The sequence below is a fragment of the Streptomyces sp. 2P-4 genome (assembly GCF_030167965.1).
Lineage (GTDB): Bacteria > Actinomycetota > Actinomycetes > Streptomycetales > Streptomycetaceae > Streptomyces > Streptomyces globosus_A.
This window is the reverse complement of record NZ_CP095011.1, coordinates 5,621,199-5,635,293: the sequence shown is the minus strand read 5'-3', so window position 1 is coordinate 5,635,293 and position 14,095 is coordinate 5,621,199. Positions and strand designations below refer to the sequence as shown.

10 protein-coding genes are annotated in these 14,095 nt (G+C 72.1%); 5 read left to right on the top strand and 5 right to left on the bottom strand.

Annotated elements, in window-relative coordinates:
• Positions 1–132: 132 nt before the first annotated feature.
• The gene (locus MUK52_RS24990; RefSeq protein ID WP_114056895.1) at positions 133–834 is read right to left on the bottom strand and encodes an HAD family hydrolase; all 702 of its coding nucleotides are present in this window, start codon (positions 832–834) and stop codon (positions 133–135) included.
• Positions 835–947: 113 nt separating this feature from the next.
• A complete protein-coding gene (gene metH / locus MUK52_RS24985) occupies positions 948–4,460 on the bottom strand; it encodes a methionine synthase (protein ID WP_114056896.1) in 3,513 nt (1,170 codons plus the stop codon).
• Positions 4,461–4,713: 253 nt separating this feature from the next.
• Here metH and MUK52_RS24980 point away from each other — a divergent pair, with 253 nt between their 5' ends.
• From MUK52_RS24980 to MUK52_RS24960, 5 genes are all read left to right on the top strand, one after another.
• Positions 4,714–5,481: an IclR family transcriptional regulator gene (locus MUK52_RS24980; RefSeq protein ID WP_114056897.1), complete on the top strand. Its 768-nt coding sequence runs from the start codon at positions 4,714–4,716 to the stop codon at positions 5,479–5,481.
• A gap of 316 nt (positions 5,482–5,797) precedes the next feature.
• A complete protein-coding gene (locus MUK52_RS24975) occupies positions 5,798–6,580 on the top strand; it encodes an MIP/aquaporin family protein (protein WP_114056898.1) in 783 nt (260 codons plus the stop codon).
• A 79-nt stretch (positions 6,581–6,659) separates the two neighbouring features.
• A complete protein-coding gene (gene glpK / locus MUK52_RS24970; RefSeq protein WP_174250434.1) occupies positions 6,660–8,186 on the top strand; it encodes a glycerol kinase GlpK in 1,527 nt (508 codons plus the stop codon).
• Positions 8,187–8,224: 38 nt separating this feature from the next.
• The gene (locus tag MUK52_RS24965) at positions 8,225–9,832 is read left to right on the top strand and encodes a glycerol-3-phosphate dehydrogenase/oxidase (RefSeq protein WP_284580169.1); all 1,608 of its coding nucleotides are present in this window, start codon (positions 8,225–8,227) and stop codon (positions 9,830–9,832) included.
• Positions 9,833–9,958: 126 nt separating this feature from the next.
• Complete coding sequence (locus tag MUK52_RS24960) at positions 9,959–10,933, top strand: PAC2 family protein (RefSeq protein ID WP_114056901.1); 975 nt, start codon at positions 9,959–9,961, stop codon at positions 10,931–10,933.
• Positions 10,934–11,247: 314 nt separating this feature from the next.
• On the opposite strand, the gene mshC is transcribed toward MUK52_RS24960, so the two are convergent.
• The 3 genes from mshC to MUK52_RS24945 all read right to left on the bottom strand — a co-directional run bounded on the left by mshC (position 11,248) and on the right by MUK52_RS24945 (position 14,008).
• Positions 11,248–12,477: a cysteine--1-D-myo-inosityl 2-amino-2-deoxy-alpha-D-glucopyranoside ligase gene (mshC, locus tag MUK52_RS24955; RefSeq protein WP_284580165.1), complete on the bottom strand. Its 1,230-nt coding sequence runs from the start codon at positions 12,475–12,477 to the stop codon at positions 11,248–11,250.
• Positions 12,478–12,587: 110 nt separating this feature from the next.
• Positions 12,588–13,454, bottom strand: a complete 867-nt coding sequence (locus MUK52_RS24950; RefSeq protein WP_284580160.1) for an SCO1664 family protein — start codon at positions 13,452–13,454, stop codon at positions 12,588–12,590.
• Positions 13,418–14,008 (bottom strand): DUF3090 domain-containing protein, encoded by a 591-nt coding sequence (locus tag MUK52_RS24945; protein WP_114056904.1) that lies wholly within the window; start codon positions 14,006–14,008, stop codon positions 13,418–13,420. Before MUK52_RS24945 ends, MUK52_RS24950 begins: the two co-directional genes overlap by 37 nt.
• Positions 14,009–14,095: the final 87 nt, after the last annotated feature.

Sequence of the window (14,095 nt, the reverse complement as noted above, 5' to 3'; positions counted from 1 at the left end):
AAGGGGCGTTGCGGGTGACGAAGGTCACCCGGGCTCGCCGCCAGGGAATGGATGGGATTTCGGCGCGTCAGCCAAGGAACGGAAGACCGCTCTCGGGCTCACGCGCCGAGGATCGCCACGCAGTGTCGCGGATCAGTTCATCGGGGTGATGAGGGAGCGGAGGAAGGCGAGGTCGACGTCCTCCAGCGAGCCCACCACGGTCCGCCCGGGCGCGGGCGGGATCACCCCGACGGAGGGGACGGCGACGACGCGGCAGCCGGCCGCCTCCGCGGCGGCCACCCCGGTGGCGGTGTCCTCGATGACGGCGCACCGGGAGGGGTGGGCGCCGAGGGTGCGGGCGGCCAGCAGGTACGGGTCGGGGTGGGGCTTGGTGCGCGGCACGTCGTCGCCGGCGACGGTCAGGGCGAAGCGCTCGGGGCCCAGGGAGCCCAGGATGCGGTCGATGACGCGCCGGTGCGAGGCGGAGACGAGGGCGGTGGGCACGTTGTGCCGGGCGAGCTCGGAGAGCAGCTGCTCGGCCCCGGGCATCAGCGGCACCCGGTCGGCGATGCGGGCCTCGAAGCGCTCGTTCAGCAGGATGCTGAGCTCGCCGACGCCGATGTCGGCGCCGGTGGCCTCGATGAGGAAGCCGGCGCTGCGGGTCATGGGCCCGCCGACCACGATGTCGCGCCAGGACTCCTCCAGGCGGTGGCCGAGCTCGGCGAAGACGTCGACCTCGGTCTCCCACCAGAAGCCCTCGGTGTCGACCAGCGTCCCGTCCATGTCGAGCAGCACCGCCTGGAGGGCCGAGCCGTCGGCCGTACGGGCGATGGAGACGGGAACGGTACTGGTCATGCGCGCGCCTCTCGACGGGGACGAGAAGGCCGGTCGCCTGTTCCCGCGCGGGGCGCTCCCCGGGGAACAGGCGACCGGCCTGTTGGGGACCGACCAGTGTACGTCGGTCTGCGTCAGCGTGCGTTGAAATACTTCGCTTCGGGGTGGTGGATGACGATCGCGTCGGTGGACTGCTCCGGGTGGAGCTGGAACTCCTCCGACAGGTGGACGCCGATCCGCTCGGGCCGGAGCAGGTCGGCGATCTTGGCGCGGTCCTCCAGGTCGGGGCAGGCGCCGTAGCCGAGGGAGAAGCGGGCGCCCCGGTACTTCAGGGCGAACATGTCCTCGACGTCGGCGGGGTCCTCGCCGCCGAAGCCGAGCTCGGCGCGGACGCGGGCGTGCCAGTACTCGGCGAGGGCCTCGGCGAGCTGGACGGAGAGGCCGTGCAGCTCCAGGTACTCGCGGTAGGAGTCCGACGCGAACAGCTTGGCGGTGGCCTCGCCGATCCTCGAGCCGACGGTGACGACCTGGAGGCCGACGACGTCGGTCTCGCCGGACTCCTCGGGGCGGAAGAAGTCCGCGAGGCACAGGCGGCGGCCGCGGCGCTGGCGCGGGAAGGTGAAGCGGGTCCGCTCGTTGCCGGCCTCGTCGAGGATGATCAGGTCGTCGCCCTTGGAGACGCACGGGAAGTAGCCGTGGACGACGGCCGCCTCCAGCAGGTTCTCGGTGTGCAGCTTCTCCAGCAGGCCGCGCAGCCGCGGCCGGCCCTCGGTCTCGACGAGCTCCTCGTAGGTGGGGCCGCCGGCGCGGGCCTGCTTCAGGCCCCACTGGCCCTTGAAGAGGGCGCCCTCGTCGAGCCAGGAGGCGTAGTCCTTCAGCGGGATGCCCTTGACGACCCGCGTGCCCCAGAACGGCGGGGTCGGGACGGGGTTGTCGGCGGAGACGTCCGAGCGGCCCCCGGGCTCCTCCGGCTCGGCGGCCTCCGGCAGCGGGGTGTCGCGCCTGGGGACGCGGCGCTGCTTGAGCTCGGGCAGGGCGGCGCCGGGGACGCCGCGCTTGACGGCGATGAGGGCGTCCATCAGGCGCAGGCCCTCGAAGGCGTCGCGGGCGTAGCGGACCTCGCCCTCGTAGATCTCGTGGAGGTCCTGTTCGACGTAGGCGCGGGTGAGGGCGGCGCCGCCGAGGATGACCGGGTAGGTGGCGGCCAGCTTGCGCTGGTTCAGCTCCTCCAGGTTCTCCTTCATGATCACGGTGGACTTGACGAGCAGGCCGGACATGCCGATGACGTCGGCGCGGTGCTCCTGCGCGGCCTCCACGATCGCCGAAACCGGCTGCTTGATACCGATGTTGACGACGTTGTAGCCGTTGTTGGAGAGGATGATGTCGACGAGGTTCTTGCCGATGTCGTGGACGTCGCCGCGCACGGTGGCCAGGACGATGGTGCCCTTGCCCTCCGCGTCCGACTTCTCCATGTGCGGCTCCAGGTAGGCCACCGCCGTCTTCATGACCTCGGCGGACTGGAGGACGAACGGCAGCTGCATCTGGCCGGATCCGAAGAGCTCGCCGACGACCTTCATGCCCTCCAGGAGGGTGTCGTTGACGATGTCGAGGGCGGGCCGGGTCTGCAGGGCCTCGTCCAGGTCCGCCTCCAGGCCGTTCTTCTCGCCGTCGACGATGCGCTGCCGCAGGCGCTCCTCCAGGGGCAGCGCGAGGAGCTCCTCGGCGCGGCCGGCCTTGAGGGACTTGGTGTTGACGCCCTCGAAGAGGGCCATCAGCTTCTGCAGCGGGTCGTAGTCGCCCTCGCGGCGGTCGTAGATGAGGTCGAGGGCGGTGGAGACCTGCTCGTCGTCGAAGCGGGCGATGGGCAGGATCTTCGAGGCGTGGACGATCGCCGAGTCCAGGCCGGCCTTGACGCACTCGTCGAGGAAGACGGAGTTCAGCAGGACGCGGGCGGCCGGGTTGAGGCCGAAGGAGATGTTCGACAGGCCCAGGGTCGTCTGCACCTCGGGGTGGCGCCGCTTGAGCTCGCGGATGGCCTCGATGGTGGCGATGCCGTCCTTGCGGGACTCCTCCTGGCCGGTGCAGATGGTGAAGGTGAGGCAGTCGATGAGGATGTCGGACTCGTGGATGCCCCAGTTGCCGGTGAGGTCCTCGATCAGCCGCTCGGCGATGGCGACCTTGTGTTCGACGGTGCGGGCCTGGCCCTGCTCGTCGATGGTGAGGGCGATCAGGGCCGCGCCGTGCTCCTGGGCCAGGCGGGTGACCTTCGCGAAGCGGGAGTCGGGGCCGTCGCCGTCCTCGTAGTTGACCGAGTTGATGACGGCGCGGCCGCCGAGGGCCTCCAGGCCGGCCTGGATGACGTCGACCTCGGTGGAGTCCAGCACCACGGGCAGGGTGGAGGCGGTCGCGAAACGGGCGGCCAGCTCGCGCATGTCGGCGACGCCGTCGCGGCCGACATAGTCCACGCACAGGTCGAGCATGTGCGCGCCCTCGCGGATCTGGTCGCGGGCCATCTCGACGCAGTCGTCCCAGCGTGCCTCCAGCATGGCCTCGCGGAACTTCTTCGACCCGTTGGCGTTGGTCCGCTCGCCGATCGCCATGTACGAGGTGTCCTGGCGGAAGGGCACGGTCTGGTACAGCGAGGAGGCGCCCGGCTCGGGGCGCGGCTCGCGGACGGCCGGGGCGAGGCCGCGGACCCGCTCGACGACCTGCCGCAGGTGCTCGGGGGTGGTGCCGCAGCAGCCGCCGACCAGGGAGAGGCCGTACTCGCGGACGAAGGTCTCCTGGGCGTCGGCGAGCTCGCCCGCCGACAGCGGGTAGTGCGCGCCGTCCTTGCCGAGGACCGGCAGGCCCGCGTTCGGCATGCAGGAGAGGGGGATGCGGGCGTTGCGGGCGAGGTAGCGCAGGTGCTCGCTCATCTCGGCCGGGCCGGTGGCGCAGTTCAGGCCGATCATGTCGATGCCGAGCGGCTCCAGGGAGGTCAGCGCGGCGCCGATCTCGGAGCCGAGCAGCATGGTGCCGGTCGTCTCCACGGTGACGGAGCAGATGAGCGGGACCGAGACGCCGAGGGCCTCCATGGCGCGGCGGGCGCCGATGACCGAGGCCTTGGTCTGCAGGAGGTCCTGGGTGGTCTCGACGAGGAGGGCGTCGGAGCCGCCGGCGATCAGGCCCTCCGCGTTGGCCTGGTAGGCGTCGCGGAGGGTGGCGTACACGATGTGGCCCAGGGTCGGCAGCTTGGTGCCGGGTCCGATGGAGCCCAGCACCCAGCGCTGCTGCCCGCTGGCGGCAGTGGCGGCGTCGGCGGCCTCGCGGGCGATGCGGGCGCCGGCCTCGGAGAGCTCGTGGATGCGCTCGGGGATGTCGTACTCGCCCAGCGCGGAGTGGTTGGCGCCGAAGGTGTTGGTCTCGACGCAGTCGACGCCGACGGCGAAGTAGGCATCGTGGACGGAGCGCACGATGTCGGGGCGGGTGACGTTGAGGACCTCGTTGCAGCCTTCGAGCTGCTGGAAGTCCTCCAGGGAGGGCTCCTGTGCCTGGAGCATCGTTCCCATGGCCCCGTCGGCGACGACCACGCGGGTCGCGAGCGCCTCGCGGAGGGCATCGGCCCGGTTCTGGGTGTCGGCGGGCGGGTTCGGCAACGAGGCCATGAAGAGCTCCCTGGGATGCGACGGCTGTCGGCTTTGCACCCTTGCCGTTCCAAGGGTGCACGCGGTCAGGGTAACCGCGCGGCGGGAGCCCCGGTGCGGGTGTCCCACGTGGCGGACTGCATGCTGTCCGCGGGGGTCGGCGGGGCGGGTCCAGGACACCTTGCGGCTTGAACACGTCGCCTGACCATGCGCAAGGTCGGCATGAGCCGATAGTGTTCAGCATTGTCGAACTACGTCAGCAGGAGGCTGCGCCATGGCACGGAACATCCAGTCGCTCGAACGAGCCGCTGCGATGCTGCGGCTCCTGGCGGGCGGCGAGCGCCGCCTGGGCCTGTCGGACATCGCCTCCTCGCTGGACCTGGCCAAGGGCACGGCGCACGGGATCCTGCGCACCCTGCAGGCCGAGGGCTTCGTCGAGCAGGACGCCGCCTCGGGCCGCTACCAGCTGGGCGCGGAGCTGCTCCGGCTCGGCAACAGCTACCTGGACGTGCACGAGCTGCGGGCGCGGGCGCTGGTGTGGACCGACGACCTGGCCCGGGCGAGCGGCGAGAGCGTCTACGTGGGCGTGCTGCACAAGAGCGGGGTGCTGATCATGCACCACGTGTTCCGCCCGGACGACAGCCGTCAAGTGCTGGAGGTGGGCGCCATGCAGCCGCTGCACTCGACCGCCCTGGGCAAGGTGCTCTCCGCGTACGACCCGGTCGCGCACACCGAGGCCGTCGAGGCGGAGCGGGAGGCGTTCACGCCCCGCACGGTCACGGACGCGGCCGGCTTCGAGGAGGTCCTCGACCTGACCCGGGCGCGCGGCTGGGCGGCCGACGTGGAGGAGACCTGGGAGGGCATCGCCTCCGTGGCGGCGCCCATCCACGACCGGCGCCGGATGCCGGTGGGCGCGGTGGCGGTCGCCGGCGCGGTGGAGCGGGTGTGCGGCGAGGGCGGCGAGCCCCGGGCCGCGCTGGTGGCGTCCGTACGGGACTGCGCGCGGGCCGTTTCGCGCGACCTCGGCGCGGGCCGCTTCTAGCCGCCCCCCGACCCTTTTCAGGCCACTTCGTGGCCGCTTTCTGCCCTCTTTTCGCCATATTCCGGCCGAAGAGTGGCTTGATGTGGTCGATCCCACGGCGCGGTAACGATCCGGCATTTGGCCTGGCCAACCCTTGACGCGTTCTTCACCCGGGCGGAAAACTGCCGTTCATCGGTCGGCATTGTCGAACACCTACCGGCAATACGCGCTAGGGTGTGGGCAAGGCCAAGGACCGGTGAAGCACTCACCGAGTGCGCGGACGACGGGCGGGACCCCGTGTCCGCCCACCCCTGGACGCAAGACAAAGGAGTCGCGGGTGCCCAGCTCCGACATCTTCCTCGGCGAGACCATCGGTACCGCCCTGCTCACCCTGCTCGGCGGTGGTGTCTGCGCCGCCGTCACGCTCAAGAGCTCCAAGGCCCGTAACGCAGGCTGGCTGTCGATCACCTTCGGCTGGGGTTTCGCCGTACTGATCGCCGCCTACGTCTCCGCGCCCCTCTCCGGCGCGCACCTGAACCCGGCGGTCACCGTCGGCCTGGCCGTCAAGAACGGCGAGTGGGGCGACGTCCCCGTCTACTTCGCGGGACAGCTCCTCGGCGCGATGCTCGGCGCCGTCCTGATGTGGATCACCTACTACGGCCAGTTCCGCGCCCACCTCGCGGACCCCGAGCACATCCGCGACGCCAAGCTCGGCCCCGAGGACCCCCACCCGCACGACCAGGCGGGCCCCGTCCTCGGCGTCTTCTCCACCGGTCCCGAGATCCGCAACGTGGTGCAGAACCTCACCACCGAGATCATCGGCACCGCCGTCCTCGTCCTGGCGATCCTCACCCAGGGCCTCCAGGACGACGGCAAGGGCCTCGGCGTCATAGGCGTCCTGATCACGTCCTTCGTCGTCGTCGGCATCGGCCTCTCCCTCGGCGGCCCCACCGGCTACGCCATCAACCCGGTCCGCGACCTCGGACCCCGCATCGTCCACGCCCTGCTGCCGCTCCCCAACAAGGGCGGCTCCGACTGGGGCTACTCCTGGATCCCGGTGGTCGGCCCGCTCGTCGGCGCCGTGCTCGCCGGCGGTCTCTACAACATCGCGTTCGCCTGATCGCCACGGCCCCGCGCTCGTAGGATCCGCACCGCCCCACTGAATCCGCACTCCTCACGACCTGCCAGGAGCAGCCACCATGACCAGCAGCACCGGCCCCTTCATCGCAGCGATCGACCAGGGCACCACCTCCTCCCGCTGCATCGTCTTCGACCGCGACGGCCGCATCGTCGCCGTCGACCAGAAGGAGCACGAGCAGATCTTCCCCAAGCCCGGCTGGGTGGAGCACGACGCCACCGAGATCTGGGCCAACGTCCAGGAGGTCGTCGCCGGCGCCATCGCCAAGGCGGAGATCACCTCCGCCGACGTCAAGGCGATCGGCATCACCAACCAGCGCGAGACCACCGTCCTGTGGGACAAGAACACCGGCGAGCCGGTGCACAACGCGCTCGTCTGGCAGGACACCCGCACCGACGCCCTCTGCAAGGAGCTCGGCCGCAACGTCGGCCAGGACCGCTTCCGCCGCGAGACGGGCCTCCCGCTCGCCTCGTACTTCGCGGGCCCGAAGGTCCGCTGGCTCCTCGACAACGTCGAGGGACTGCGCGAGCGCGCCGAGGCCGGCGACATCCTCTTCGGCACCATGGACTCCTGGGTCATCTGGAACCTGACCGGCGGCACGCAGGGCGGCGTCCACGTCACCGACGTGACCAACGCGTCCCGCACCATGCTGATGAACCTGCACACGCTCGCCTGGGACGAGCGCATCGCGGAGTCCATGGACGTCCCGCTCGCGGTCCTCCCCGAGATCCGCTCCTCCGCCGAGGTCTACGGCCACGTCAAGGAGGGCGTCCTCGCGGGCGTGCCCGTGGCCTCCGCTCTCGGCGACCAGCAGGCCGCCCTGTTCGGCCAGACCTGCTTCTCCGAGGGCGAGGCCAAGTCCACCTACGGCACCGGCACGTTCATGCTGATGAACACCGGGGACAAGATCATCAACTCCTACAGCGGCCTGCTGACCACCGTCGGCTACCAGATCGGCGACCAGAAGCCGGTCTACGCCCTGGAGGGCTCCATCGCCGTCACCGGCTCGCTCGTCCAGTGGATGCGCGACCAGATGGGCCTGATCAAGTCCGCGGCCGAGATCGAGACGCTGGCCTCCTCCGTCGAGGACAACGGCGGCGCCTACTTCGTCCCCGCCTTCTCCGGCCTGTTCGCCCCCTACTGGCGCGCCGACGCCCGCGGCGTCATCGCCGGCCTGACCCGGTACGTCACCAAGGCGCACATCGCCCGCGCCGTCCTGGAGGCCACCGCCTGGCAGACCCGCGAGATCACCGACGCCATGACCAAGGACTCCGGCGTCGAACTGGCCGCCCTGAAGGTCGACGGCGGCATGACCTCCAACAACCTGCTGATGCAGACGCTCTCCGACTTCCTGGACGCCCCCGTGGTCCGTCCGATGGTCGCCGAGACCACCTGCCTCGGCGCCGCCTACGCCGCCGGCCTGGCCGTCGGCTTCTGGCCCGACACCGACGCCCTGCGCGCCAACTGGCGCCGCGCGGCCGAGTGGACCCCGCGGATGCCCGCCGAGCAGCGGGACCGCGAGTACAAGAACTGGCTCAAGGCCGTCGAGCGGTCCATGGGCTGGATCGACGAGGAAAACGCCGGCTGACCGCACCAGCCGACGAACCGATGAGGAGCTGAAGAGACATGAGCACCCTGCAGAGCGTCCCCGCCCTGGGAACGCACCCGACCGCCGGCTCGAACCCGGGCCGCGCCGAGACCCGTGAGCAGCTGGCCAAGGCCACGTACGACCTGCTGGTCATCGGCGGTGGAATCCTGGGCACCTCGGTGGCCTGGCACGCCGCGCAGTCGGGCCTGCGGGTCGCCATGGTGGACGCCGGCGACTTCGCCGGCGCCACCTCCTCCGCCTCCTCCAAGCTCGTCCACGGCGGCCTGCGCTACCTGCAGACCGGCGCGGTCAAGCTGGTGGCCGAGAACCACCACGAGCGGCGGGTGCTGGCCAAGGACGTGGCCCCGCACCTGGTCAACCCGCTCACCTTCTACCTGCCGGTCTACAAGGGCGGCCCGGTGGGTGCGGCCAAGCTGGGCGCGGGCGTCTTCGCCTACTCCGCCCTCTCGGCCTTCGGCGACGGCATGGGCAAGGTCATATCCCCCGCCCGTGCCGTCGCCGACAACCCCGGCCTGAAGACCGACAACCTCAAGGCCGTCGCGGTCTACTACGACCACCAGATGAACGACTCCCGCGTCGCCGTCATGACGGTCCGCGCGGCCGTCGAGTCCGGCGCGGTCGTCCTCAACCACGCCGAGGTCACCGGCCTGCGCACGACGCGCGGCCGGGTCTCCGGCGCCGAGCTCAAGGACCGCCTCGACGGCACCGAGTTCGGCATCGACGCCCGCGTCGTGCTCAACGCCACCGGCCCGTGGGTGGACCACCTGCGGCGCATGGAAGACAAGCACGCGCTGCCGTCGATCCGCCTGTCCAAGGGCGCGCACATCGTCATGAAGCGCAAGTCGCCGTGGAAGGCCGCCATGGCCACCCCGATCGACAAGTACCGCATCACCTTCGCCCTGCCGTGGGAGGACCAGCTGCTGCTGGGCACCACCGACGAGGTGTACGAAGGCGACCCGGCCGACGTCCGCGCCACCGAGAAGGACATCCAGCAGATCCTGGACGAGGCCGCCTTCTCCGTGAAGGACGCCGACCTCGACCGCTCCCTGATGACGTACGCGTTCGCCGGCCTGCGCGTCCTGCCCGGCGGCCCCGGCGGCGTCGAGAAGGCCAAGCGCGAGACCGTCGTCTCCGAGGGCGCGGGCGGCATGCTGTCCGTGGCCGGCGGCAAGTGGACCACGTACCGCCACATCGGCCGCGTCGTCATGGACAAGCTGGCCAAGCTGCCCGGCAGCCCGCTCACCGACGACATGGAGCCCGTCAAGTCGCTGGTCCGCCGGGTCCCGCTGCCCGGCGTCGCCAACCCGAACGCCGTCGCCCACCGCCTGCTCGTCGACCGCGAGCCCGGCGCCCGCATGGACCCGCTGACCGCCCGCCACCTGGCCTCCCACTACGGCTCCCTTGCCTTCGACGTGGCCCGCCTCGCCAACGAGGACCCGGCCCTCGCCGAGCGCATCCACCCGGACGGCCCGGAGATCTGGGCGCAGGTCGCCTACGCCCGCGACTTCGAATGGGCCGAGACCGCCGACGACGTGCTGCGCCGCCGCACCACGGTGACCATCCGCGGCCTCGACAGCGCCGAGGTCCGCGGCCGCGTCGAGGACATGCTGGGCCGCAAGGCATAGCCTCCCCCGCAGTGGGGAAGAGGGGCGGTTCCGAGGGGAACCGCCCCTCCGTCGTGGGCTGTGGCAGCCGTCCCCGCAAGCCTTAGGCTGACCCACGTAGGCAAGGAACTTCGGAAGGAGACCTGGGTGATCGAGCTTGAGGGCGTGCCCGAGCTGATCGACCCGGTCATGGTGGCCGCGTTCGAGGGCTGGAACGACGCGGGCGACGCGGCGTCCGGTGCGGTCGCGCACCTGGACCGGGAGTGGAAGGGCGAGGTCTTCGCGGCGCTCGACGCAGAGGACTACTACGACTTCCAGGTCAACCGGCCCACCGTGTGGCTGGACAACGGCGTCCGGAAGATCACATGGCCGACGACGCGGCTGTCCGTGGTGCGGATCGGCGGCGCCAAGCCGCGCGACCTCGTACTCGTGCGGGGTATCGAGCCGTCCATGCGGTGGCGGTCGTTCTGCAACGAACTCCTCGGCTTCGCCCACGAGCTGGGCGTCGAGATGGTCGTCATCCTCGGCGCCCTCCTGGGCGACACCCCGCACACCCGTCCGGTCCCGGTCAGCGGGGTCACCTCCGACCCCGACCTGGCCCGGACGATGCACCTGGAGGAGACCAAGTACGAGGGCCCCACCGGCATCGTCGGCGTCCTCCAGGAAGCCTGCACGCACGCCGGGGTGCCCGCCGTGTCCCTGTGGGCGGCCGTCCCCCACTACGTCTCCCAGCCGCCCAACCCGAAGGCCACGCTGGCCCTGCTGAACCGCCTCGAAGACCTCATCGACGTACGGATCCCGCTCGGCGAGCTGCCCGAGGACGCGCGGGCCTGGCAGCTCGGGGTGGACCAGCTCGCCGCCGAGGACAGCGAGGTCGCCGAGTACGTCCAGACGCTGGAGGAGGCGCGGGACACGGCCGACCTGCCGGAGGCGTCGGGGGACGCCATCGCCCGGGAGTTCGAACGCTACCTCCGCCGCCGGGACCCCTCGGCGGAGCCGGGCCCCGCGCCGGGCGGCGACGCCTCGTACCTCCGCGACCCCTCCCCGGGCCGCCCCCGCCCCCGCAGGTCCCCGGACCCGGAGGAAGACCCGGGCGAAACCCCGGATCCCCCCCAGCCGTAGCCGCCGAGGCCGGGGGAACGGGCTCCGGCCGGGCTTCGGGGCCGCTGCGCGGAGCCGGTTCCCCTCCCCGCCCCTTCCCGAAACCGGGGGCGAAGCCCCCGGCCCCCGAAACGGGCGCTCCGCGCCCGTGCGCTCAAACGCCGCGCGGGCTTGATATACCCCCACCGGCACATCCAGCCCCGCCGGGCACTTCAGCCCCGCCGGCGTTTGAGGCGCAGGGGCACGCGGGCAGCGCCCCCGGAACCAGCCGCGCCCCGACCCCCGCGGGCGCAGACGGCTTGGCGGGGGTCGGGGCGCGGCACGGCGCGGCGGGGTTACAGGGCTACGCCCAGGAGGGCGTCCACCGTGCGGGAGACCACGCCCGGAGCGGTGGTGTCGTCGCCGTCGGCGGCGTTCTGGGCGTCGACCCAGCGGTCCACCGCGGCCAGCGCAGCCGGCGCGTCGAGGTCGTCGGCGAGGGCGGCCCGCACCTCCTCGACCAGGGCATCCGCCGGGAGGCCGTCCGGCCGGGACACGGCGGCACGCCACCGCGCGAGCCGCGCCTCCGCCTCGGCGAGGACCGCGTCCGTCCACTCCCAGTCCTCGCGGTAGTGGTGGGCGAGCAGCGCCAGCCGGATGGCCGCCGGGTCGACGCCTGCCCGCCGCAGCGCAGAGACGAAGACCAGGTTGCCCTTGGACTTCGACATCTTCTCGCCGTTCAGGGCGACCATCCCCGCGTGGACGTACGCCTTGGCCATCGGGAACTCGCCGGTGAGGGCCTGCGCGTGCGAGGCGCCCATCTCGTGGTGCGGGAACGCCAGGTCGGAGCCGCCGCCCTGGATGTCGAAGCCCATCCCGAGGTGGTCGAGCGCGATGGCGACGCACTCGATGTGCCAGCCGGGCCGGCCGGGGCCGAGCGAGGCGCCGTCCCAGCTGGGCTCGCCCGGGCGGGCGGCCATCCATAGCATGGGGTCGAGGGGGTTCTTCTTGCCGGGGCGGTCCGGGTCGCCTCCCCGTTCGGCGGACAGCAGCCGCATGGCTTCCGCGTCGAGGTGGGACACGCCGCCGAAGTGGGGGTCGGACTCCACGGAGAAGTAGACGTCGCCGTCCAGCTCGTACGCGGCGCCCGCGTCCCGCAGCCGTTCGACGAGGGGCACGATGCCCGGTATGGCCTCGACGGCGCCGATGTACTGCTGCGGCGGCAGGATCCGCAGCGCGGTCATGTCCTCGCGGAAGAGTGCCGTCTCGCGCTCCGCGAGCTCGGTCCAGTCGTGGCCGTCGCGCAGGGCCCGCTCCAGGAGGGGGTCGTCGACGTCGGTGACGTTCTGGACGTAGTGGACCTGGCGCTTGGTGTCGAGCCACACGCGCTGCACGAGGTCGAACGCGTTGTAGGTCGCCGCGTGACCGATGTGGGTCGCGTCGTACGGGGTGATGCCGCAGACGTAGATGCGGGCGACGGGACCGGGGTCGAGGGTGATCTTCCCCTGGGTCGCGGTGTCGTGGATCTGGAGGTCGCGGCCCTTGCCGGGCAGGGCGGGGACCTCAGAAGCGGGCCAGGCATGCATGTCTCGAGCCTAACCGGACGGGTGTTCCGGAAACTAACCGGACCAGCACTGTTGGCCGGATGACCGCTCTTGCGCTGTGGCCGGTTCTGTGCGTCCCCGGCAGTGCCGGTTCAGACCGGCGGCCACGGGATGGACGGCCACTGCCCGGACGGCTCGGGGTGCACTCCGGTGCGCAGCAGACGGGCCACCCGGGCCCGTACGGCGGCCAGCTCGGCCGTGGTGATCAGTTCGGCCAGCCGGGTGGCGAGGGGCTCGCCGTCGGCGAGCTGCCGCTCCAGCCGGGCCAGGACCTCGCGGGCCTCGGCGGTCAGGGTCTCGCCGGCCCAGCCCCAGAGCAGGGTGCGCAGCTTGTCCTCGACGTGGAAGGTGACGCCGTGGTCGATGCCGTAGAGGCGGCCGCCGGGGGCGGGCAGCAGGTGGCCGCCCTTGCGGTCGCCGTTGTTGATCACGGCGTCGAGTACGGCGAGCCGCTGCAGCCGCGGGTCGTCGGCGTGCACGAGGAGGGCGGTGCGGCCCTCTCCGACCTCGGCGAGCGCGACCGGCTTCCAGCCGTCGCCCGCCTCCTCGCCCTCGACGAGGGCCAGCAGCCCGGCGGCGTCGGCGCCGCCGCTGCCGTCCTGCGCGGTGTCGGGCCCGGCGGCGTCGATCCACTGCTGGACCATGCCCTCCCCGTACGGCCCGTCCCGCAGCACGGTCGGCGGGACGAGGCCCCAGCCGGTGGCCTCGGAGACCAGGTAGGCGGCGACCTCGCGGCGCGCCAGGTTGCCGTCGGGGAAGTCCCACAGGGGGCGCTCCCCCTTGACCGGCTTGTAGACGCAGTCGGTGCGGGCTCCGCCGCGGGCGGCGGAGCACAGCAGGACGGCGTTCGACGCGCCGGGGATCCGCCCGACGACGGTCAGCTCGCCCTCGGCGAGCAGTTTCTCCACCTCCCCCGCGGTGTTCACACCTGGCGCCGGTAGCCGTTCTGGCGGGGGCACACGTGGCCCTCGGGGTCCAGGGGCAGGCTGCACAGCGGGCACGGCGGCCGGCCGGCGTTGACGACGTCGAGGGCGCGCTTGGCGAAGGCCCGGGCCTGGGCTCCGGTGAGGCGGACCCGCAGCATGGGCGGGCCGTTCTCCTCGTCCTGGAGGAGCCGCTCCTCCGCCTCGGCGAGGTCCTCCTCGGAGTCGGCGTCGAGTTCGACGAGCGCCTGCGCTTCGACGATCATGCGCTGTTCCTCGCCGTCCCAGGCCAGGGCCATGGTGCCGACGCGGAACTCCTCGTCGACGGGGACGTCGAGGGGCGCGGTGTCAGCGGCCTCGGCGGGCGCGACGGCCGGGACGGCGGCGTTGCCGCCGCTGCGCCGCACGACCTCGTCCAGCAGTTCGTCCATCCGCTCCGCGAGCGCCGCCACCTGGGTCTTCTCCAGGGAGACGCTGGTGATGCGGGGGCCGGCGGAGGCCTGCAGGAAGAACGTACGGCGCCCCGGCAGACCGACCGTGCCGGCCACGAAGCGGTCCGGCGGGTCGTAGAGGAACACCTGACGGGGCACGTCCAGTCTCCAAGTCTCTGCTGCGGGGGCGTCGGCGGGGCGTGGCCGCGCCGCGGGGTGGCCCATCCACCCTACTGCGCCGTTCGA

Excerpts from the sequence above, each read along its gene's own strand:
- mshC (WP_284580165.1), bottom strand. The coding sequence starts at position 12,477 with ATGCATGCCTGGCCCGCTTCTGAGGTCCCCGCCCTGCCCGGCAAGGGC.
- MUK52_RS24990 (WP_114056895.1), bottom strand. The coding sequence starts at position 834 with ATGACCAGTACCGTTCCCGTCTCCATCGCCCGTACGGCCGACGGCTCG.
- glpK (WP_174250434.1), top strand. The coding sequence starts at position 6,660 with ATGACCAGCAGCACCGGCCCCTTCATCGCAGCGATCGACCAGGGCACC.
- MUK52_RS24980 (WP_114056897.1), top strand. The coding sequence starts at position 4,714 with ATGGCACGGAACATCCAGTCGCTCGAACGAGCCGCTGCGATGCTGCGG.
- MUK52_RS24965 (WP_284580169.1), top strand. The coding sequence starts at position 8,225 with ATGAGCACCCTGCAGAGCGTCCCCGCCCTGGGAACGCACCCGACCGCC.
- metH (WP_114056896.1), bottom strand. The coding sequence starts at position 4,460 with ATGGCCTCGTTGCCGAACCCGCCCGCCGACACCCAGAACCGGGCCGAT.